The 18,631-nt window shown below is 73.0% G+C and carries 17 protein-coding genes and 1 pseudogene; 11 read left to right on the top strand and 7 right to left on the bottom strand.

Features of this window, described 5'->3' with window-relative positions:
- Window positions 1–1,020, bottom strand: a complete 1,020-nt coding sequence (locus tag ACFQLX_RS06675; RefSeq protein ID WP_386413075.1) for a DMT family transporter — start codon at window positions 1,018–1,020, stop codon at window positions 1–3.
- Between ACFQLX_RS06675 and ACFQLX_RS06670 the strand changes: the two genes are divergently transcribed.
- Window positions 1,019–2,482, top strand: coding sequence for an aminotransferase-like domain-containing protein (locus ACFQLX_RS06670; protein WP_386413073.1), 1,464 nt, complete (start codon window positions 1,019–1,021; stop codon window positions 2,480–2,482). The two genes, ACFQLX_RS06675 and ACFQLX_RS06670, sit on opposite strands and share 2 nt — an antisense overlap.
- Before the next feature lie 27 nt (window positions 2,483–2,509).
- Here the strand turns inward: ACFQLX_RS06670 and ACFQLX_RS06665 are convergent, their stop codons facing one another.
- The 4 genes from ACFQLX_RS06665 to ACFQLX_RS06650 all read right to left on the bottom strand — a co-directional run bounded on the left by ACFQLX_RS06665 (window position 2,510) and on the right by ACFQLX_RS06650 (window position 6,860).
- On the bottom strand, window positions 2,510–4,087 hold the full coding sequence (locus ACFQLX_RS06665) for a family 10 glycosylhydrolase (protein ID WP_386413072.1): 1,578 nt from the start codon (window positions 4,085–4,087) through the stop codon (window positions 2,510–2,512).
- 129 nt (window positions 4,088–4,216) lie between these two features.
- Window positions 4,217–4,957 carry a peptidoglycan recognition protein family protein gene (locus tag ACFQLX_RS06660; RefSeq protein ID WP_386413071.1) on the bottom strand — a complete coding sequence of 247 codons (741 nt, stop codon included), beginning with the start codon at window positions 4,955–4,957 and terminating at the stop codon, window positions 4,217–4,219.
- Entirely contained in the window at window positions 4,957–5,220 is a 264-nt protein-coding gene (locus ACFQLX_RS06655; RefSeq protein WP_386413070.1) for a hypothetical protein, read from the bottom strand. The genes ACFQLX_RS06660 and ACFQLX_RS06655 overlap by 1 nt, the downstream gene beginning before the upstream one ends.
- A gap of 422 nt (window positions 5,221–5,642) precedes the next feature.
- On the bottom strand, window positions 5,643–6,860 hold the full coding sequence (locus tag ACFQLX_RS06650) for an MFS transporter (RefSeq protein ID WP_386413069.1): 1,218 nt from the start codon (window positions 6,858–6,860) through the stop codon (window positions 5,643–5,645).
- An 86-nt stretch (window positions 6,861–6,946) separates the two neighbouring features.
- Between ACFQLX_RS06650 and ACFQLX_RS06645 the strand changes: the two genes are divergently transcribed.
- The 3 genes from ACFQLX_RS06645 to aac(3) all read left to right on the top strand — a co-directional run bounded on the left by ACFQLX_RS06645 (window position 6,947) and on the right by aac(3) (window position 9,003).
- Window positions 6,947–7,519 (top strand): CGNR zinc finger domain-containing protein, encoded by a 573-nt coding sequence (locus tag ACFQLX_RS06645; RefSeq protein ID WP_386413067.1) that lies wholly within the window; start codon window positions 6,947–6,949, stop codon window positions 7,517–7,519.
- 157 nt (window positions 7,520–7,676) lie between these two features.
- Window positions 7,677–8,096, top strand: a complete 420-nt coding sequence (locus ACFQLX_RS06640) for a RidA family protein (protein ID WP_386413066.1) — start codon at window positions 7,677–7,679, stop codon at window positions 8,094–8,096.
- A gap of 7 nt (window positions 8,097–8,103) precedes the next feature.
- On the top strand, window positions 8,104–9,003 hold the full coding sequence (gene aac(3), locus ACFQLX_RS06635; protein WP_386413064.1) for an aminoglycoside 3-N-acetyltransferase: 900 nt from the start codon (window positions 8,104–8,106) through the stop codon (window positions 9,001–9,003).
- On the opposite strand, the pseudogene ACFQLX_RS06630 reads toward aac(3), so the two are convergent.
- Window positions 8,985–10,124: pseudogene (locus tag ACFQLX_RS06630) on the bottom strand (N(5)-(carboxyethyl)ornithine synthase); the annotation flags it as partial. The gene aac(3) and the pseudogene ACFQLX_RS06630 overlap by 19 nt on opposite strands.
- A 357-nt stretch (window positions 10,125–10,481) precedes the next feature.
- Here ACFQLX_RS06630 and ACFQLX_RS06625 point away from each other — a divergent pair.
- From ACFQLX_RS06625 to ACFQLX_RS06600, 6 genes are all read left to right on the top strand, one after another.
- Complete coding sequence (locus tag ACFQLX_RS06625) at window positions 10,482–11,306, top strand: MBL fold metallo-hydrolase (protein ID WP_386413063.1); 825 nt, start codon at window positions 10,482–10,484, stop codon at window positions 11,304–11,306.
- Window positions 11,307–11,446: 140 nt separating this feature from the next.
- Window positions 11,447–12,475 carry an N-acetyl-gamma-glutamyl-phosphate reductase gene (argC, locus tag ACFQLX_RS06620; protein WP_386413062.1) on the top strand — a complete coding sequence of 343 codons (1,029 nt, stop codon included), beginning with the start codon at window positions 11,447–11,449 and terminating at the stop codon, window positions 12,473–12,475.
- 106 nt (window positions 12,476–12,581) lie between these two features.
- Entirely contained in the window at window positions 12,582–13,733 is a 1,152-nt protein-coding gene (argJ, locus tag ACFQLX_RS06615) for a bifunctional glutamate N-acetyltransferase/amino-acid acetyltransferase ArgJ (RefSeq protein ID WP_386413060.1), read from the top strand.
- Window positions 13,730–14,647: an acetylglutamate kinase gene (gene argB, locus ACFQLX_RS06610; protein WP_386413059.1), complete on the top strand. Its 918-nt coding sequence runs from the start codon at window positions 13,730–13,732 to the stop codon at window positions 14,645–14,647. The genes argJ and argB overlap by 4 nt, the downstream gene beginning before the upstream one ends.
- Window positions 14,644–15,849, top strand: a complete 1,206-nt coding sequence (locus tag ACFQLX_RS06605) for an acetylornithine transaminase (RefSeq protein WP_386413057.1) — start codon at window positions 14,644–14,646, stop codon at window positions 15,847–15,849. Before argB ends, ACFQLX_RS06605 begins: the two co-directional genes overlap by 4 nt.
- Before the next feature lie 21 nt (window positions 15,850–15,870).
- Window positions 15,871–16,410, top strand: coding sequence for an arginine repressor (locus tag ACFQLX_RS06600; protein WP_386413055.1), 540 nt, complete (start codon window positions 15,871–15,873; stop codon window positions 16,408–16,410).
- Here ACFQLX_RS06600 and ACFQLX_RS06595 read toward each other — a convergent pair.
- The gene (locus ACFQLX_RS06595) at window positions 16,340–16,996 is read right to left on the bottom strand and encodes a pyridoxamine 5'-phosphate oxidase family protein (protein WP_386413054.1); all 657 of its coding nucleotides are present in this window, start codon (window positions 16,994–16,996) and stop codon (window positions 16,340–16,342) included. The genes ACFQLX_RS06600 and ACFQLX_RS06595 overlap by 71 nt on opposite strands.
- A gap of 146 nt (window positions 16,997–17,142) precedes the next feature.
- On the opposite strand from ACFQLX_RS06595, the gene argH reads away from it, so the two are divergent.
- Window positions 17,143–18,600 carry an argininosuccinate lyase gene (argH, locus tag ACFQLX_RS06590; protein ID WP_386413147.1) on the top strand — a complete coding sequence of 486 codons (1,458 nt, stop codon included), beginning with the start codon at window positions 17,143–17,145 and terminating at the stop codon, window positions 18,598–18,600.
- Window positions 18,601–18,631: the final 31 nt, after the last annotated feature.

Here is an 18,631-nt window from a genome sequence, read left to right as displayed (position 1 = left end):
TCAGCGGCCCGCCCGCTGGGTCACCGCGATGCACACCAGGACGGCCGTCGCGGCCAGCGGCGCCGCGGGGGTGAGCTGCTCGCCCAGCAGGGTCGCCGACCAGAAGAGGGTGAGCAGCGGCTGCGCCAACTGCAGCTGACTCGCCCGCGGTACGCCGATCACGGCCATCCCGCGATACCAGACCAGCAGCCCCGCGAACTGCGAGCCCAGCGCGATCCACAGCAGCCCCGCCACCGCGTGCCCCGTCAGCGCCACCGGCTCCACCCGCAGCGCCAGCAGCGCGCCCACCGCGGACAGCGGCAGGCAGAGCACCAGCGCCCAGGCGATGACCTGCCAGCCGGGGAGGTGGCGGGCCAGCCTGCCGCCCTCGGTGTAGCCGGCCGCGCAGACCAGCAGCGCGGCGAGCAGGTACAGGTCCGCGAGCCGCACCGCGCCGCCGCTCTGCCCGACGGTGAAGGCCCCCACCACCGCCGCGCCCGCCACCGCCGCCAGCCAGAACGTACGCGAGGGACGCGGCGGCGCCGCGTTTCGCCGGGAGGGCAGCAGCGGGTACGCCACCGCCGCCAGCGCCGCGGTGGTCAGAGGGAGCAGCCCCACCACGACCGCCGCGTGGGAGGTGGAGGAGGTGCGCAGCGCCAGCGTCGTCAGCAGCGGGAAGCCGATCACCACCCCGCCGGCGACCACGGCGATCCCCGACCAGTCCGCGCGGCGGGGGAGCGGCACCCGCAGCGCCAGCAGGCAGCCGCCGGCCACCAGCCCGGCCAGCACCAGCCGCACGCCGACCGTCGACCACGGGCCGAGGCCCTCCAGCGCCCAGGCGGTGCCGGGGAAGGTCAGGGAGAAGCTGACGACGCCGAGTGCGGCCAGGACGCTGCCGCCCCAGGTGGTGTGCCAGAAGCCAGGGGGTTCGGTGGGGGTGCGGGTGGGCGTGCGGGTGGGGGAGACCGGCTCTGGTCGGTCGGCTGCTGTTGAGTCGACCGCTACTGATTCCGGTGCGATAGCGCTATCGTTTGCTCTCATGAATGACGGTAGCAGTACGGCGAATCTGGTGCGAGACCTGCGAGTTGAGCTGGACCGCTACTCGCCCGGTGAGAAACTCCCCTCCAGCCGGGCGCTGGTCGAGCGCCACCGGGTCAGCCCCGTCACCGTCTCGCGTGCGCTGCGGCAGCTCGTCGCCGAGGGGCTGGTGGTCACCCGGCCGGGCGCCGGCGCCTTTCGGGCCGAGCCCCGGGCGGCCGTGTCCGCGCCCGGTGACACCTCCTGGCAGGAGCTGGCGCTCAGCGCGGATCCCGCCCCGGCATCCGACCCCGCCGCGCATCGCGGCGCCGAGGTGGTGCCCCGCTCGGTGGACGCCTCCGACCTGCTCGCCACCCTCGCCCCGCCGCGCTCCGGGGTCATCGAGCTGAGCGGCGGCTACCTGCACCCCGCGCTGCAGCCCGAGCGCGCCCTCGCCGCCGCGCTGGCCCGCGCCGGGCGCCGGCCCGGGGCCTGGGAGCGGCCGCCGACCGAGGGGATCGCCGAGCTGCGCGGCTGGTTCGCCCGCGAGATCGGGGGTGTGGCACCCTCGCAGGTGCTCGTCACCGGCGGCGGGCAGCCCGCCCTCACCGGGGCCCTGCGCGCGCTGGCCGCGCCGGGGGAGGCGGTGCTCGTGGAGTCGCCGACCTATCCCGGCATGCTCGCCGCCGCGCGCGCCTTCGGGCTGCGCCCCGTGCCCGTACCCCTGGACGCCGGCGGGGTCCGTACCGACCTGCTCGCGGACGCCTTCCGGGCCACCGGGGCGCGGGTCTTCGTCTGCCAGCCGCTGTTCCAGAACCCGACCACCGCCGTCCTGGCCGCCGAGCGGCGGCGCGAGGTGCTGCGCATCGCCCGCCGGGCCGGGGCCTTCGTCATCGAGGACGACTTCGCCCGCCGCCTCGGGCACGAGGACGCGGGGGCGCTGCCGCCCACCCTTGCTTCCGAGGACCCCGACGGCACGGTCGTGCACGTCACCTCCCTCACCAAGGCCGCCTCGCCGAGCCTGCGCGTCGGCGCGGTCGCCGCGCGCGGGCCCGTACTGGAGCGGCTGCGCGCCGTGCAGGTCGTCGACAGCTTCTTCGTCTCCCGGCCGCTGCAGGAGACCGCGCTGGAGCTGGTCGGCTCCCCGGCCTGGGGCCGCCATCTACGGGCGGTCGCGGCGGAGTTGCGCACGCGGCGCGGGGCGATGCTGGCCGCGCTCGCCGCCGAGCTGCCGCAGTGGCCGGCCGCGCGGGTCTCGCCCGGCGGCTTCCACCTGTGGCTGCGCCTGCCCGACGGTACGGACGAACGGGCCCTGGCCGACGCCGCGTTGCGCGCGGGCGTCGCGGTGGCGGCGGGGCGGCACTACTTCCCCGCCGAGCCGCCCGCGCCGCACCTGCGACTGAGCTTCGTCTGCGCGGCCTCCGTCGCGGAGCTGACCGAGGGGGTACGCCGCCTGCGCGACGCCTGGGCCGCGGTGGGGAGCTGACCGCGGCTGCGGCAGCTCCCCGTCCGGTTACGGCACCGGCATGAGCAGCGGGAACTCCGCCCGGGCGAGGCCCCCTTCGGTCACCGTGACCACGGTCGCCGGCGAGCCCGCGACACCCCTGGGCAGCTTCGCCGTGACCAGGTACACCCCCGGCTCCACGTGCGCGAAGCCGAACCAGCCCGAGCCGTCGCTGGGGCGCGTCACGCTCGCGCCGCCGGTGGTCAGCGGGTCCAGGGTGACCTGCGCCTGGTCCAGCGGGGTGCCGTCGCGCAGCCGCAGGGTGCCGGTGACGTGCCCGTCGCGGGGCGACTCCTTCCACGACATCGCGGGCACCGCCGCCTTCTCCCGGAACGGCGCCTCCTCGCCCTGCGTCAACGCCCGCTCCAGCGCGGCCCGTTCGACCGCCAGGCCGTTGGCGGCGACGTTCATGCTGGGGTTGGCGTAGGAGTAACCGCTCCAGCCCGCCGCCGTATTGCCCGCCGCCGTGGGCGCCAGCGCCCGGCGGACCTGGCGCAGGGAGTCCTCGATGCCGTTGAGGTAGAGCGCCGGACCGTTCACGGCCTGCCGCTCGCCCTGGTGGTCGGCGAGGAACTCCGACCACTCGGCGAACATCAGCGCCTGGTCCGGGTTCCACTCGCGCTTGTAGTTCATGGTCACCGCCGTGTCCATGATCCCCTCGTCGAGCCAGCCGGCCCAGTCCTGCAGCACCTCCGCGTAGGTGCGGGTGGACTGCCAGCCGCCCACCGCCTGCGGGCCGTGGCCGTAGGTGATCGCGTCCATCGAGAGCCGCGCCTGCGGATCGACCTCCCAGATGCCCAGGTAGATCTTCCGCACCAGGTTCGTCACCTGCGCGCGCCGCCAGTCGCTCCAGGCGGCGTCCGAGGGCGCGGGGACGTCGGTGCGGCCGGTGGCGTGCTGGAAGCGGGCGACGGAGACGTCGTTGTAGCCCCAGTCGCTGTGCGTGGTGGTCGAACTGCCGTCCGGGTAGCGGACGTAGTCGAGGTTGACGCCGTCCACGTCGTAGGTGCGCACGATGCTCTGCACGCCGCGTACGACGTAGTCCACCGCCGCCGGATGCCCGGGGTCGACGTAGGCGTTGGCGCCGACCAGCTCCTGGCCGTTGGCCTTCTTGTTGAGCCAGCGCTCGCTGCCGGTGGCGCTCGGGCCGTGCTGGTTGAAGACGTGCTCGGGGGAGCGGGGCGCGGTGGCGCTGTTCCACATCGTGTTGACGTTGACCCAGGCGTGCACCTCCAGCCCGGCCGCGTGCCCCTTGCTCACGATCTCCGCCAGCGGGTCGTACGGGGCCGGCGCGATCGCGGCGTCGGTGCGCGGGTAGAGGGCGTTGTTGCAGAAGCAGTCGTAGCGGCGCGCGGTCTGGACGATCAGCGCGTTGGCGTTGACGTCCAGCGCGTCCTGCACCAGGGCGTCGACCTGGGCGGGCGTGTAGATGCCCGCGTTGAAGGCGTCCACCCAGTAACTGCGCCACTGCGCCGGTGAGTTGGCCGCCTCCTCGGCGTGGGCCGGTGCGGTGAGCGCGCCGAGGAGCAGGCCGAGGCCCGCCGCCAGCGTGGTGAGCAGTCGTGGCACCGATCGTGGAAACTGCATGCGGTGTTGCCCCCTGGGAGGTGTGCGGGTGCGCGAAACGGTGTGCGGGTGCGCGAAACGATGTGCGGGTGCGCGAAACGATGTGCCGGGCCCGCGTGTCGCACGCGGGCCCGGCGGTGGGGAGCCGGCTCAGGCGAACGTCGCGCCCCAGGTGGCGGGGCCGACGATGCCGTCCACGGTCAGGCCGCGGCTGCTCTGGAAGGTGCGGCAGGCGCTGTCCGAGCCGGGGCCGTACTGGCCGTCGACGGTGAGCGCGTAGCCGTGCCTGGTGTTCATCCGGTACTGCCACGTCGCCACGCTCGCGTGCACGAACGTCGGCGGCTGGCGGAAGCTGACCCCGGGATAGGGCAGCGGGCCGCCGCCGGGGTTGACCTCGCCGCTGATCACCCGGGAGTAGAGGTTGCCCGGGCAGGCCGTCGAATGGTGGTCGCGGTGGCCCGTGATGGCATTGGCCGCCCCGCCGGAGACGCGCAGCCGGTTGACGCCGTAGCGGATGGCGTCGATCAACTGGGCGGTGATCGTGTCGTAGTTGGTGCTCGATCCGCCCGTCAGCGCGCAGACCGCGTACCAGTCGTCGTTGCCCTGGGTGGTCCCCTGCGCGGCGGTGCGCACGCCCTCGCCGCGGCCCTGGAAGAGGTAGCCGTGCACGCAGGCCAGATGGCTGTAGGCGATGTCCGACCAGCCGTTGCTGTCCATGTGGTAGTTCTGGATGCCCCGCACCTGGGCGGCGCAGTCCGCGTGGTTGGTACGGGCCACCTTGACGGCGTCGACGTGGTGGACGACCACGCCGCCCTGCCCGGGCGTGATGTTGGTGCTGACGCTCTTGGGCGCGCGGGCGCCCCACTGGGAGCGGGTGACGAACGTGGCCATCAGCGCAGCCCTCCGCGGTTGGGGGCGTCCAGGGCGCAGCCGATGGTGGCGTTGAGCGGCTCGGGCGAGGCGCTGCGGGCGGCGTCGGGGGCGTAGACGGCGGCGGGGTGGCGGGGGTGGGTGACGAGCGGGAGCTCGCGCGGGCCGGGGGTGGGGGTGGGGGTGGTGGTGGCGAGGGCGGGTGCGGAGCATATGACGGGCAGCGCGAGGGCGCTCCCGGCTGCGGCGAGCAGCGCGGTGCGACGTGTGGGGCCGTGACTCAACGGTCCTCCCGGTGAGTGAAGTGGCTGCGATTGTCCGGAGGTTGGCATAGCCCCGTCAAGATGTTCGCGGGTTGGCGCAACCGTGGCGCAACCTGGGGGTGGGGCTGCTTCGCGCTGTGGGGGTGGGGGCTGTTTGCGTTGGGGGGCGGGGCCTCTCCGCGACAACTCCGAAAAGCCATAGGGATGTACTTGCCATCGGTCGATTTGCTGCTCTGTCGGGGGCCTGCGTTGCGGTGCGTCTTTTCGGAGTCGTCGCTCCGGGCCCCTCACGCGGGCTGCCGGGCTCCTGTCGCGCTTTGGTTCCTTTTGGGTAGGTGGTGGGGTTTGGGCGTGGGGGCGTTGTGTCGTTCGGTAGGGCGCCGTCTGTGTGTCGCAGGGGTGTTTTGAACGGGGCGCCGGTGTTTTTGCGTTGCGGTCGGGGTTCATCCGGTGGTGGGTGCTGGCTGGCGGTTGCCGTCGGTGTGGCGGGCGGTGGTGCGTTGGGCCGGGGCGGGCTGCAGTGCCGCGAGCAGGAGGCACGTGAGCGCCGTCGTGCTCCACAGTCCGGTCGGGCCGGTGTGCTCGATCAGCTGTGTTCCCAGCAGGGGCGCTACGATCCCCGCGATGCCCCAACTGGTGCCGTACGCGGCCAGGTAGCGTCCCCGTCCGCCGGGTGGGGCCAGGGCGACGACGACCGCGTACGCACGGCCCACCAGCAGTAGGTCGCCCACGCTCCACACGACGGTCGCCGCCAGGTGGGCGGGCAGGCTGTGGGTGAGCGCGTATCCGGCCAGTCCCAGTGCCAGCAGCAGGTATCCGGTGGTGAAGGCGGCTGGTGGCTGGAGTGCGGCCAGGGGGCTTCGGCGCAGGAGCGGTTGGCCCGCGCTGATGGTGAGTGCGGAGGCGGTGAACAGCAGGCCGGCGTCGGTGGGGCGCAGTCCTTCGTGCTCCATGGCGAGCGGGAGCGTGGTCATGATCTGGAGGTAGACCACGGCGAACAGGGTCCCCGTCGCGAGCATGAGCAGCAGGGCGCGGTCGCGCCACGGGGCGGCGGGGGCGGGTGTGTGGTCGGGGGCGGCGGGGGTCGGAACGGGGGTGCGGTGGTCGGCGGGGAGCGCCAGGTGCACGGTCAGTGCGCAGAGCAGGCAGGTGAGGGCGTCGGCGACGAACAGCCAGCGCAGGTCCCAGTGGCCCAGGCCGGCCGCCACAAGTCCCGCTCCCATTCCGGCGGTTGCCAGGGCCGCGTTCAGCAGTCCGTAGGCGCGCACGTGCTCGCTCGGAGCCACCGCGTCGGCGATCATGGCCTGGCTCGGCGGCTCGTAGAGCTCGAAGACCAGACCCAGCAGCACCGCGAAGCCGACGGCCGACGGCAGGCTGCCGGACGCGGCCAGTCCCAGTTGTGCCACCGCGCACCCTGTCAGGCCCGCCACGATCGTGCGGCGCCGGCCGATCCGGTCGGCCAGGCGTCCGCCGGCCAGCCGGGAGGGGATCGTGGCGAGGCCGAAGGCGGCGCTGACGCCTCCGGCGACGGCGGCGCCGGCCCCGAAGTCCGTCGTGATGAGCACAGTGAGGAACGACATCGAGAACGCCCCCAGCCGGTTCACCGCCCGTGCGACGATCAGCAGCCGCACCGTACGCGGCAGGCGCGTACTGCCCCGCATGGAACCACCCCCCATTCGTTACCGGCGAAACGGATATCGTTGGTGACGAATGAACGCTAGGGCCCAAAGGAGTGACCAGTCAAGTGATGTTCGATGGTCACGTGATGACGCTGCTCGACGCGGCCGTCTCACTTGTGAACGCGTTGACCGACGGATTCCGGCAGGGGCGCCCCTATACGGCCCCACGCGGCGACGACCTTCCCGGGGCGGTTCACGACGCGCTGCCGCTCGCGGCCGCCCGTACCACTGTCGAGCCGGCGCACGCGGCCTATCTCGCGGACACCGCCCAGCAGTTGAGGTCGGTGTTCGACGCGGTCGACGTGGGCCGCACCGACCGGGCGGCTGAGCTCGTGAACGTCCTGCTGCGCACCACCGGCGCCCGTCCTCAACTCGACCGCGTCGACGACGAGCCCTGGCAGGTCCACTTCCACGGCGCCGACGACACCCTCGCCGTGGGCTGGAGCGCCGGCTGCGCGACCGCTCTCGCCCTGGCCATCGGCAGCAACCTCGCCGGGCGCCTCGGCGTCTGCACGGCCCCCCAGTGCGACCGCGTCTACGTCGACACCTCCCGCAACGCCGCCCGCCACTTCTGCTCGGACGCCTGCCGCAACCGGGTCAAGGCGGCGGCCTTCCGCGCACGCAGGAACGCGGGCGGTTGAGCGGAGGCCGCGCCAGGGCGACACCTGCGTGGTCGCCCTGGCGGACTAGGGACGTACAGGAACCCGTACGCAACTGGCCTTTGCTGAAATGGTGTTGCACGCTCCCGCCGACCGGCGGAAGCTGCCGTGCACCGACCGCCGATGTCCGGGAGGCCCCGTGATCAAGCGCACCGTCGTCCCCACGCTCTTCAGGCCGCCGGCCTACGCGCACGCCTCCGTCGTCGAGGCCGGTACGCGGCTGGCGTTCCTGGCCGGGGCGGTGCCGCTCGACGCCGACGGCGGCCTGGTCGGCGCGGGCGACCCCGTGGCGCAGGCCCGGCAGGTCATCGACAACCTGGAGGAGCAACTCCAGGCCGTCGGCAGCGACCTCTCGCTGGTGGCGTACACGGACGTGTACGTGGTGAGCGGCGAACCCGCCGTCCTCGCGGAGGTCTGGGGCGCCGTGGAGGCGTCGGGACTCAGCACCGGCCCGCACTCCTCCACCCTGATCGGCGTCAACTGCCTCGGCTACCCGGGGCAGTTGGTGGAGATCACCGCCACGGCCGTCGTCCCGGATCCGCCCACCCTCGGGCCGTGAGCGGACCATGGACGAACTGACCCTGCTCCGGCGGGCGGGCGGACCCGTCACCGGCCGGCGACTCGTACGGGACCTGGCCGCGCTCGGTCTCGCCGACGGCGACACCGTCATGTTCCATACGCGGATGTCCGCCATCGGCTACGTGGCGGGCGGCCCCCAGACGATCATCGACGCCCTCGGCGAGGTGGTCGGCGGGCAGGGCACCCTGATGGTGACCTGCGGCTGGAACGACGCCCCGCCGTACGGCTTCACGGACTGGCCGCGGGCCTGGCAGGACGCCGTACGCGCGGAACACCCCGCGTTCGACCCCGAGTTCAGCGAGGCCGACCACGACAACGGGCGCCTGCCCGAGGCGCTGCGCCGCCGGCCGGGCGCCCTCCGCAGCCGCCACCCGGACGTGAGTTTCGCAGCGGTCGGCGCGGCGGCCGCCGCGCTGATGGCGGACCACCCGTGGGACGACCCGCACGGCCCGGGCAGCCCCCTCGCCCGGCTGGTCGCGCTGGGCGGCCGGGTGCTGCTCCTGGGTGCCCCGCTGGACACGCTCACGCTGCTGCACCACGCCGAGGCGCTCGCCGAAGCGCCCGGCAAGCGGTTCGTGGACTACGAGCAGCCGATCCGCGTCGACGGAGAGCGCGTCTGGCGGCGCTTCCACGACATCGACTCGGAGCACGGGGCCTTCGACTACTCCGCCGTCGTACCCGAGGGGCGCGATCCGTTCGAGGCCATCGCCCGCGACATGCTCGCCGCCGGAATCGGCAGCCGGGGCACGGTCGGAGCGGCCGACAGCTACCTGTTCGAGGCCGGTGAGGTCGTGGACTTCGGCGTCGCCTGGATCGAGGAGAAGCTGGGCGCCGGGAAGTCGGGCTCCGGGATCTCGGGCGCCGGGACCTCGGGAGCGTGCGGGTAGGCGGCCGACCGGTGCTGGAAGGAGAGGATCTTCGGGTTCTGGACGACGCCGTCGCGGATCTCGATCGCCTTGCTGATCGTGGCGTCGGCGTCCCATGCCGCGGGGCCGCTCATGACCCTGCGCAGGTAGGGGAGGAGCGCCTCGCTGATCTCCCAGGTGGCGGAGTTCCACAGGTGGGACGGGCTGTGGTCCACCGCGTAGTAGTGGCAGCCCGACCCCACCGGGAGCATGGGCTCGCCGAAGGTGGTCGGGCGGGCCCAGGCGAAGCCCATGCCCTCGTCGCAGGAGACGTCGATGAAGAACGTTCCCGGCCGGAAGAGGGCGAGCTCCTCGCCGGTGACGAACATGAGCGGCGCGTCGGTGTCCTGCAGGACGCAGTTGACGATGATGTCGAACCCGGCCAGGTACTCCGCCAGCGGCTCAAAACCGGCCGCGGTGACCGCCCGCAGACGCGAGGGGTCGTCCTCCTGCTCCTCGAAGTGGCCCATCACGACCGAGGGCATCGGAGAGGCCACCGCCGCCGCGGCGCGCTGGGTGAGCACGGTGACGTCGGAGACCCCCATCGCGCCCAGGCCCGTGACCGCGCCGCGCGCCGTGGCGCCGAAGCTGATGACCGCCGCCCGCAGGCGGCGCCCGTAGCTGCCGGTCAGGCCGCCGAGCTGCAGGGCGTGCAGCACCGAGCAGTAGCCGGCGAGCTCGTTGTTCTTGTGGAACACGTGGACGCTGAAGGCACCCGTGGAGGTCCAGTGGTTCATGGCCTCCCAGGCGATCAGGGTCAGCCGTCGGTCGATGGCGAGCTGGGTCGTCCTCCCGTCCTGCACGCAGTGCGGCCAGCCCCACAGCACCTGGCCCTCGCGCAGCTCGGCGACGTCGTCGTGCATGGGTTTGGGCAGGAGCAGGACGTCGCACTCGGCGAGGAGCTGCTCGCGGGAGCGCAGACCGGCCACGAGCGGTCGCAGCGCGTCGTCGGCGACGCCGAACCGCTGGCCGTAGCCCTGTTCGAGGAAGATCCGCTCGCGTATGTCCGGGGCGATCCGTTCGAGATGGCCGGGGTGCAGCGGCAGCCGGAACTCGTTCTCCTTGTGCGAGGAGGCCAGTACTCCGAGACTCATCAGACTCATGTGGGGCGGCTCATTTCCGACCGGACGCGAGGCGCTCCGGGATTGCCGTTCCCCGAGGGCGACGCCGCCATGGACGGCGGCGTGCGAGGTGCGCTCGGTAGTGCCACCGTACTCCGGTGCGGACAGCCCAGCGCCTACCGCTCGTTTGAGCTCGAAGGACCCTACGGCCCAAGCGGGGGTCGATACGCAAGACGCCGGGGCAGCCGGCGCCCGGCTCACGCTCGGCAGTCGAACCGACGAGATGGCCGCCGCGGCAGTGTGGTCAGTCCGGTCGAGCGACGGCAGCGCGCTAGCGATGGAGACCGCCCCGGACTACCGTCTGACAAGCGGTTGCAGACCACAAGCGGGAGGGGCTCCATGCTGAAGCAGGTCGCCGAGGGTGTGCTGGTCCACCAGAGTGGGTTGCTCGAGAACAACACCGTTGTCGTGCAGGGCAGGGAAGGGGTGCTACTCGTGGACGCCGGGATCACCGGCGCCGAAATGGCCTGTCTGGCGAACGACCTTCGTGAGCTGGGCCGGCCCGTGGTGGCGGGCTTCTCGACGCATCCTGATTGGGATCACGTGCTCTGGCACGCCGAACTCGGCGAAGCGCCTCGTTACGGCACGGCCCGCTGCGCGGCCTTCATGCGGGATGTGCTGTCGAACGCGGACTGGAAGGCCGGCGTCGCCGAGGGGCTGCCGCCGGAAATCGCCGAGGACACACCGCTGGACCGGTACGGCCTCATCACGGGTCTGCCTGCTGGTACCGCGCGGCTTCCTTGGGACGGCCCCAGGGTGCGGATCATCGAGCATCCTGCGCATGCCCCGGGCCATGCGGCGCTGTTGATCGAAGAACGCCGCGTTCTCGTCGCCGGCGACATGCTCTCCGACGTCTTCGTCCCCATGCTCGACGACACCGCTGACCCGATCGGGGACTACCTCGTCGGGCTGCGGCTGCTCGAGGGCGTAGCGGACGGCGTCGATGTCCTCATCCCCGGACACGGGTCCGTTGCCAGGGACGATGAGGTACGCGCAAGGATCAAGCTGGACCGGGCGTACGTGGAGGACCTGCGTGACGCCCGGGTTACCGGCGACCCACGGGTCGTCTCCCCCAAGCCCGGCTGGGAGTGGGCGAGTGGCATTCACGAAGGGCAGGCCCGGAGCCTCGCCCGAGGAAGCGGGTACGACGGGACGCCCGGCTGAAACGCTCAGCTCCGCCACGTAGCGCGCTCGCCCGCCGGCTGCGGCGCTCAGTCGCAGCACCGGAAGGAGCGCAGTGGGGAATTTGTTGCATAAAACTTCCCTGTTTCGTATAGTCATGCCTCATGGGTGAGGGAGGCGTCATGACCGTGCGCGTAGCTGTGGCCGGGGCCAGTGGATATGCCGGGGGAGAGGTCCTGCGGCTGCTGCTGGGGCATCCCGGGGTGGAGATCGGAGCGCTGACCGCGCACTCCAGCGCGGGGCGGAAGCTCGGGGGTGTGCAGCCGCACCTTTGGCCGCTTGCCGATCGGGTGCTGGAGGCCACCGGGGCTGCGGCGCTGAGCGGGCACGACGTGGTCTTCCTCGCCCTGCCGCACGGGCAGTCCGCCGCCGTCGCCGAGCAGCTCGGCGGCCAGACGCTGGTCATCGACTGCGGCGCCGACTTCCGGCTCGTCGATCCCGGGCAGTGGGAGCGCTTCTACGGCACCCCGCACGCCGGGACCTGGCCGTACGGGCTGCCCGAACTCCCCGGCGGGCGCGAGGCGTTGCGCGGCGCCAAGCGCATCGCCGTCCCGGGCTGCTACCCCACCGCCGTCTCCCTCGCCCTCGCCCCGGCCTACGCGCACGGGCTCATCGAGCCCGAAGCCGTCGTCGTCGCCGCCAGCGGCACCTCCGGCGCCGGAAAGGCCCTCAAGCCGCACCTGCTCGCCAGCGAGGTCATGGGCGGCATGAGCCCGTACGGCGTCGGCGGCGTGCATCGCCATACACCGGAGATGGTCCAGAACCTCAGCGCCGCCGCCGGGGGCCCGGTCACGGTCTCCTTCACCCCGACCCTCGCCCCGATGCCCCGCGGCATCCTCGCCACCTGCTCGGCGAGGACGAAGCCCCACGCCGGCTACCGCGAGCTGCGCGAGGCGTACGGGAAGGCGTACGCGGGTGAGCCCTTCGTCCGCCTGCTCCCCGAGGGGCAGTGGCCCGCCACCGGCGCGGTCGCCGGCTCCAACGCCGTACACCTCCAGGTCGCTTACGACGAGGACGCCGGGCGCGCCGTTGTCGTCTGCGCCCTCGACAACCTCACCAAGGGCACGGCCGGCGGCGCGGTCCAGAGCATGAACCTCGCCCTGGGACTGCCCGAGGAGACGGGGCTCACCTGCGTCGGGCTGGCGCCGTGAGCGCCGCCCGAGCCCTGTACGTCGTCTGCCTCGTGCACGCCGCCCGGGCCGTCCGCGCCCTGGGCACCACCCACCGATCCACCACCCCAGCGAACCTGGAGGCACCGTGAGCGTCACGGCAGCGAAGGGATTCACCGCGGCGGGCGTCGCCGCGGGGATCAAGGCGAACGGCAACCCGGACCTGGCGCTCGTCGTCAACACCGGCCCCCGCGCGGCCGCGGCCGGCGTCTTCACCGCCAACCGCGTCAAGGCCGCCCCCGTCCTGTGGTCCGAGCAGGTCCTCAAGGGCGGGCAGGTCACCGCCGTCGTCCTCAACTCCGGGGGCGCCAACGCCTGTACGGGGCCGCTCGGCTTCCAGGACACCCACGCCACCGCCGAGAAGGCCGCCGAGGTCCTGGGCCACAGCGCCTCGGAGGTCGCCGTCTGCTCCACCGGGCTGATCGGCGTACCGCTGCCGATGGACCGGCTCCTGCCCGGCGTCGAGAGCGCCGCCGCCGAACTCTCCGCGCACGGCGGCGAGAAGGCCGCCATCGCCATCCGCACCACCGACACCGTGCACAAGACCGCCGTGTACGAGGGCGAGGGCTGGACGGTCGGCGGCATGGCCAAGGGCGCCGGGATGCTCGCCCCCGGGCTGGCCACCATGCTGGCCGTCCTCACCACCGACGCCGACGTGGACGCCCCCGGCCTGGACGCGGCCCTGCGCGCCGCCACCGCCGTCACCTTCGACCGCATCGACTCCGACGGCTGCATGTCCACCAACGACACCGTGCTGCTGCTGGCCTCCGGCGCCGCCGGCATCGCACCCCCGCAGGCGGACTTCGACGCCGCGGTGGCGGCCGTCTGCGCCGATCTCGCCCGGCAGTTGATCGCCGACGCGGAGGGCGCCTCCAAGGACATCCGCATCGAGGTGACCGGCGCGGCCACCGAGGAAGAGGCCGTCGCGGTGGCCCGTACCATCGCCCGCAACAACCTCCTCAAGTGCGCGATCCACGGCGAGGACCCCAACTGGGGCCGCGTGCTCTCCGCCATCGGCACCACCACCGCCGTCTTCGACCCCGACGAGCTGAACGTCGCCATCAACGGCGTCTGGGTCTGCAAGAAGGGCGCCGTCGGCGAGGACCGGGACCTGGTCGACATGCGCTACCGACAGGTCGACATCACCGCCGACCTCGCCGCGGGCGGCGCCCGCGCCGTGGTCTGGACGAACGACCTGACCGCCGACTACGTCCACGAGAACAGCGCGTACTCCTCATGACGGGCGCCGCGAACACCCCGGCCCGCCGCCACACCGCGCTGCCCAAGGCCCGTACCCTCATCGAGGCCCTCCCGTGGCTGACCCGCCACCGCGGGAAGACCGTCGTGATCAAGTTCGGCGGGAACGCCATGGTGGACGAGGAGTTGAAGGCCGCCTTCGCCCAGGACGTGGTCTTCCTCCACCACGCGGGGCTGCGTCCCGTCGTCGTCCACGGCGGCGGCCCGCAGATCAGCGCCCAGCTCGACCGGCACGGCCTGGTCAGCGAGTTCCGGGCCGGGCTGCGCGTCACCACGCCCGAAGCGATGGACATCGTGCGCATGGTGCTGGCCGGGCAGGTCCAGCGCGAGCTGGTCGGACTGCTCAACGCGCACGGGCCCCTCGCCGTCGGACTCACCGGCGAGGACGCCCACACCATGACCGCCGTCAAGCACCAGCCGCGTATCGACGGCGAGTTGGTGGACATCGGCCGGGTCGGCGAGATCACCGGCATCGACACCGGCGCCATCGAGGCGCTGCTCGCCGACGGCCGCATCCCGGTGGTCTCCTCCATCGCCCGCAGCGCCGACGACACCCACGTCTACAACGTCAACGCCGACACCGCCGCCGCCGCGCTGGCCGCCGCGCTGGGCGCGGAGACGCTGATGGTCCTCACCGACGTCGAGGGCCTCTACGAGGACTGGCCGCACAGCGACGAGGTGATCAGCCGGCTGACCGCGAGCCAACTGGAGAAGCTGCTGCCCGAGTTGGCGAGCGGCATGGTCCCCAAGATGGAGGGCTGCCTGTACGCGGTACGGGGCGGCGTCCATACCGCCCGCGTGATCGACGGCCGCGTCCCGCACAGCATCCTGCTGGAGATCTTCACGGACGAGGGGATCGGCACGATGGTCGTGCCGGACGAGGAGGAGGCGCAGTGAGCAGCCCATCGGCCAACGACGCCCTGGCGAAGCGGTGGAGCGCCGCGCTGGCCGGCAACTACGGCACGCCCCGCCTGGCGCTGGTACGCGGCGAGGGCGCCCGGGTGTGGGACGCGGACGGCGCGCGGTACCTCGACTTCGTCGGCGGGATCGCCGTCAACTCCCTGGGCCACGCGCACCCTTCGGTCGTACGCGCCGTGAGCGGGCAGATCGCCGCCCTCGGCCACGTCTCCAACCTCTACGCCGCCGAGCCGCCCGTCGCGCTCGCCGAGAAGCTCCTCGCCCTCGCCGGGCGGCCGGGCCGCGTCTACTTCGCCAACTCCGGCGCGGAGGCCCTTGAGGCGGCGTTCAAGATCGGCCGGCTGACCGGGCGGCGCCGCATGGTCGCCACCGAGGGCGCCTTCCACGGCCGCACCATGGGCGCGCTGGCGCTGACCGGCCAGCCCGCCAAGCGGGAGGGCTTCCACCCGCTGCCCGGCGAGGTCGTGCACGTGCCCTACGGCGACGTGGCGGCGCTGCGGGCGGCCGTCACCGAGGAGACGGCCGCGTTCGTGGTGGAGCCGGTGCAGGGCGAGCGCGGCGTCGTCGTGCCCCCGGCCGGCTATCTGGCCGCCGCGCGCGAGATCACCGCCGCCACCGGCACCCTGCTCGTCGTGGACGAGGTGCAGACCGGCATCGGCCGCACCGGCAGCTGGTTCGCGGCGCAGGCGCAGGGCGTCGAGGCCGATGTGGTGTGCCTGGCCAAGGGACTCGGCGGGGGGCTGCCGATCGGCGCCGTGCTGGCCTTCGGCGAGAGCGCCGACCTGCTGACCCCCGGCAGCCACGGCTCCACCTTCGGCGGCAACCCGGTGGCCTGCGCCGCCGCGCTGGCCGTGCTGCGGACCATCGAGGAGGACGGGCTGCTGGCGCACGTCACCCGGGTGGGCGAGCGGCTGCGCGAGGGGATCGGACGGCTCGGACACCCGCTGGTCGACCGGGTGCGCGGCACGGGGCTGCTGCTCGGTATCGTTCTCACCGGGCCGGTCGCCGCACGGGTGCAGGAGGCCGCTCAGCACGCCGGGTTCCTGGTCAACGCGGTGGCGCCGGACGTGGTCCGCCTGGCCCCGCCGCTGGTCGTGACCGAAGCCGAAGCCGACGCACTGCTGCAGGCGCTCCCCGCCGTCCTGGACGCGGCGGAGCGGGCGACCGCAGTCAGCGCCTGACACGTGCCGGGAGGCGCCGAGATGACCGAGCCGCAGGACAGCGCACACGGGAACGGCCCCTCGGTGCCGCAGACCCGCACCGCCCGCCACCGCCGGATCGTCGACATCCTCAACCGCCAACCGGTGCGCTCCCAGAGCCAGTTGGCCAAGCTCCTGGCCGACGACGGGCTGACGGTCACCCAGGCGACGCTCTCGCGCGACCTCGACGAGCTGGGCGCGGTGAAGATCCGCAACACCGGCGGCGAGCTGATCTACGCCGTCCCCTCCGAGGGGGGCTTCCGCACCCCGCAGGCCCCGCTGGGCGAGTCGGCGAAGGAGGAGCGGATGAGCCGCCTCGCCGGCGAACTGCTCATCTCCGCCGAGGCCTCGGCGAACATCGTGGTGCTGCGCACCCCGCCGGGCGCCGCGCAGTTCCTGGCCTCGGCGATCGACCAGGCCGAACTGCACGACATCCTCGGCACCATCGCCGGCGACGACACGCTGATGCTGATCAGCCGCGAGCCGTCGGGCGGCCAGGCGCTGGCGGACCATCTGCTGAAACTGGCGCAGGGCGAGCACTGACCCCCGGCAGGGGGGCGAGCGGCAGCGGCACCCCGGGCAGGCCGTCGATGCTCACCTCGATGTTGTCCTTCTTCGCGAAGTACGCGCTGAGGCTCTCGTCGTCCTCCCGCTCGAAGCGCCGCCGGTGCAGGTCGCGGTCCTCGTCGTACGTCATGAAGGGCACCGCGTAGCCGCAGGTGTCGCGGATCAGCTCGGCCCGTACCACCACGACGGCCCGCAGCCCGTGCCCGGCCGGGTCGATGCCGGGGAAGTGCGCGAGGAGCCCGGGGAAGCGCGGGTCGTCGCGGAAGACCGCCTCGCCCTGGCCGTGCACCCGCACGATGTTGGGCGGCCCCTGGAAGGCGCACCACATCAGGGTGATGCGGCCGTTCTCCCGCAGGTGCGCCACGGTCTCGGCGTTGGCGCCGGCGAAGTCCAGGTAGGCGACGGTGGCCTCGTCCAGTACGGCGAAGGAGCCGCGCAGCCCCTTGGGGGAGAGGTTGACCGTGCCGTCGGCCGCCAGGGGCGCTGTCGCGGTGAAGAAGAGCGGCTGCTCCTCGATGAAGGCGCGCAGCCGGCCGTCGATCCGTTCGTATGTCTGTCCCATGGGGAGAATCGTGCCGTACGGGGGTGTGCGGGCGACAGCGGCATTCCGGGTTTGACGAGTCATGCAGCAAGCTGCATACTTATGCTATCTGGCGCATGGATGGCGCATGGATGCGAATGGACGACGAGGAGACGGCCGTGACGGAGATGGACACGCAGGTGGCGCCCCCGGTGAGCGGCGCCCCCGCGGCAGGCGACGTGAAGCTGTGGGGCGGCCGCTTCGCCGACGGACCCGCCGCCGCGCTGGAGAAGCTCTCCGCCTCCGTCCACTTCGACTGGCGCCTGGCCCCCTACGACCTTGCCGGCTCGCGCGCCCACGCCCGGGTGCTGCACACCGCCGGACTGCTCACGGCCGGCGAGCTGACCGCGATGCTCGCCAGCCTCGACGCGCTGGAGGCCGACGTCGCCTCCGGCGCCTTCACCGCCACCGTCGCCGACGAGGACGTGCACACCGCGCTGGAGCGCGGGCTGCTGGAGCACCTCGGCCCCGAACTGGGCGGCAAGCTGCGCGCCGGCCGCTCCCGCAACGACCAGGTCGCCACCCTCTTCCGGATGTACCTGCGCGACCACGCCCGCATCCTCGCCGGCCTCCTCGCCGAGCTGCAGCAGGCCCTCGTCGGCCTCGCCGAGGCCCACCCCGGTGTGGCGATGCCCGGCCGCACCCACCTCCAGCACGCCCAGCCGGTGCTCTTCGCCCACCATGTCCTCGCCCACGCCCAGGCGTTGTCGCGCGACGCCGAGCGCCTGCGGCAGTGGGACGTGCGCACCGCCGTCTCCCCCTACGGCTCCGGCGCGCTGGCCGGCTCCTCCCTCGGCCTGGACCCGCAGGCCGTCGCGGCGGACCTGGGCTTCGAGGGCGGCTCCTCGGCCAACTCCATCGACGGCACGGCCTCGCGCGACTTCGCCGCCGAGTTCGCCTTCGTCACGGCGATGATCGGCATCGACATCTCGCGGATCGCCGAGGAGGTCATCCTGTGGGCGACGAAGGAGTTCTCCTTCGTCACCCTGCACGACGCCTTCTCCACCGGCTCCTCGATCATGCCGCAGAAGAAGAACCCGGACATCGCCGAGCTGGCCCGGGGCAAGTCCGGCCGCCTCATCGGCAACCTGACCGGCCTGCTGGCGACGCTCAAGGCGCTCCCGCTCGCGTACAACCGCGACCTGCAGGAGGACAAGGAACCCGTCTTCGACTCCTGCGACCAACTGGAGGTCCTCCTTCCGGCGTTCACCGGGATGCTGGCGACGCTCACCGTCAACCGCGAACGGCTGGAGGAGCTGGCCCCGGCGGGCTTCTCACTGGCGACGGACATCGCCGAATGGCTGGTCAGGCAGGGGGTCCCGTTCCGCGTCGCGCACGAGAGCGCGGGGGAGTGCGTGAAGGTCTGCGAGGCGCAGGGCATCGAGCTGGACCAGCTCAGCGACGAGCAGTTCGCCGCGATCTCCCCGCAGCTCACCCCCGAGGTCCGCTCGGTGCTGAACGTCCCCGGCGCGCTGGCCTCCCGCAACGGCCGCGGCGGCACGGCGCCCTCGGCGGTGGCGGTCCAACTGGCGGAGTTCAAGGAGGACTTGGCGGCGCAGTTCGCCTGGGTGAACGACCGGAAGTGATCGCCCGACCCCTTGGCCCGGCTCCCGGTCG

Source organism: Streptomyces polyrhachis, assembly GCF_042663125.1.
In the GTDB taxonomy this organism is placed as follows: domain Bacteria; phylum Actinomycetota; class Actinomycetes; order Streptomycetales; family Streptomycetaceae; genus Streptomyces; species Streptomyces polyrhachii.
The sequence above is the reverse complement of the archived record's forward strand: the minus strand, read 5'-3'. Positions and strand labels throughout refer to the sequence as shown.

What these genes read in the sequence shown, in the direction of transcription:
- ACFQLX_RS06600 (WP_386413055.1), top strand. Translation starts at nt 15,871, where the DNA reads ATGACCGAGCCGCAGGACAGCGCACACGGGAACGGCCCCTCGGTGCCG.
- ACFQLX_RS06670 (WP_386413073.1), top strand. Translation starts at nt 1,019, where the DNA reads ATGAATGACGGTAGCAGTACGGCGAATCTGGTGCGAGACCTGCGAGTT.
- argH (WP_386413147.1), top strand. Translation starts at nt 17,143, where the DNA reads ATGGACACGCAGGTGGCGCCCCCGGTGAGCGGCGCCCCCGCGGCAGGC.
- ACFQLX_RS06625 (WP_386413063.1), top strand. Translation starts at nt 10,482, where the DNA reads ATGCTGAAGCAGGTCGCCGAGGGTGTGCTGGTCCACCAGAGTGGGTTG.
- argB (WP_386413059.1), top strand. Translation starts at nt 13,730, where the DNA reads ATGACGGGCGCCGCGAACACCCCGGCCCGCCGCCACACCGCGCTGCCC.
- argC (WP_386413062.1), top strand. Translation starts at nt 11,447, where the DNA reads ATGACCGTGCGCGTAGCTGTGGCCGGGGCCAGTGGATATGCCGGGGGA.
- ACFQLX_RS06595 (WP_386413054.1), bottom strand. Translation starts at nt 16,996, where the DNA reads ATGGGACAGACATACGAACGGATCGACGGCCGGCTGCGCGCCTTCATC.
- ACFQLX_RS06675 (WP_386413075.1), bottom strand. Translation starts at nt 1,020, where the DNA reads ATGAGAGCAAACGATAGCGCTATCGCACCGGAATCAGTAGCGGTCGAC.
- ACFQLX_RS06665 (WP_386413072.1), bottom strand. Translation starts at nt 4,087, where the DNA reads ATGCAGTTTCCACGATCGGTGCCACGACTGCTCACCACGCTGGCGGCG.
- ACFQLX_RS06650 (WP_386413069.1), bottom strand. Translation starts at nt 6,860, where the DNA reads ATGCGGGGCAGTACGCGCCTGCCGCGTACGGTGCGGCTGCTGATCGTC.
- ACFQLX_RS06645 (WP_386413067.1), top strand. Translation starts at nt 6,947, where the DNA reads ATGTTCGATGGTCACGTGATGACGCTGCTCGACGCGGCCGTCTCACTT.
- ACFQLX_RS06660 (WP_386413071.1), bottom strand. Translation starts at nt 4,957, where the DNA reads ATGGCCACGTTCGTCACCCGCTCCCAGTGGGGCGCCCGCGCGCCCAAG.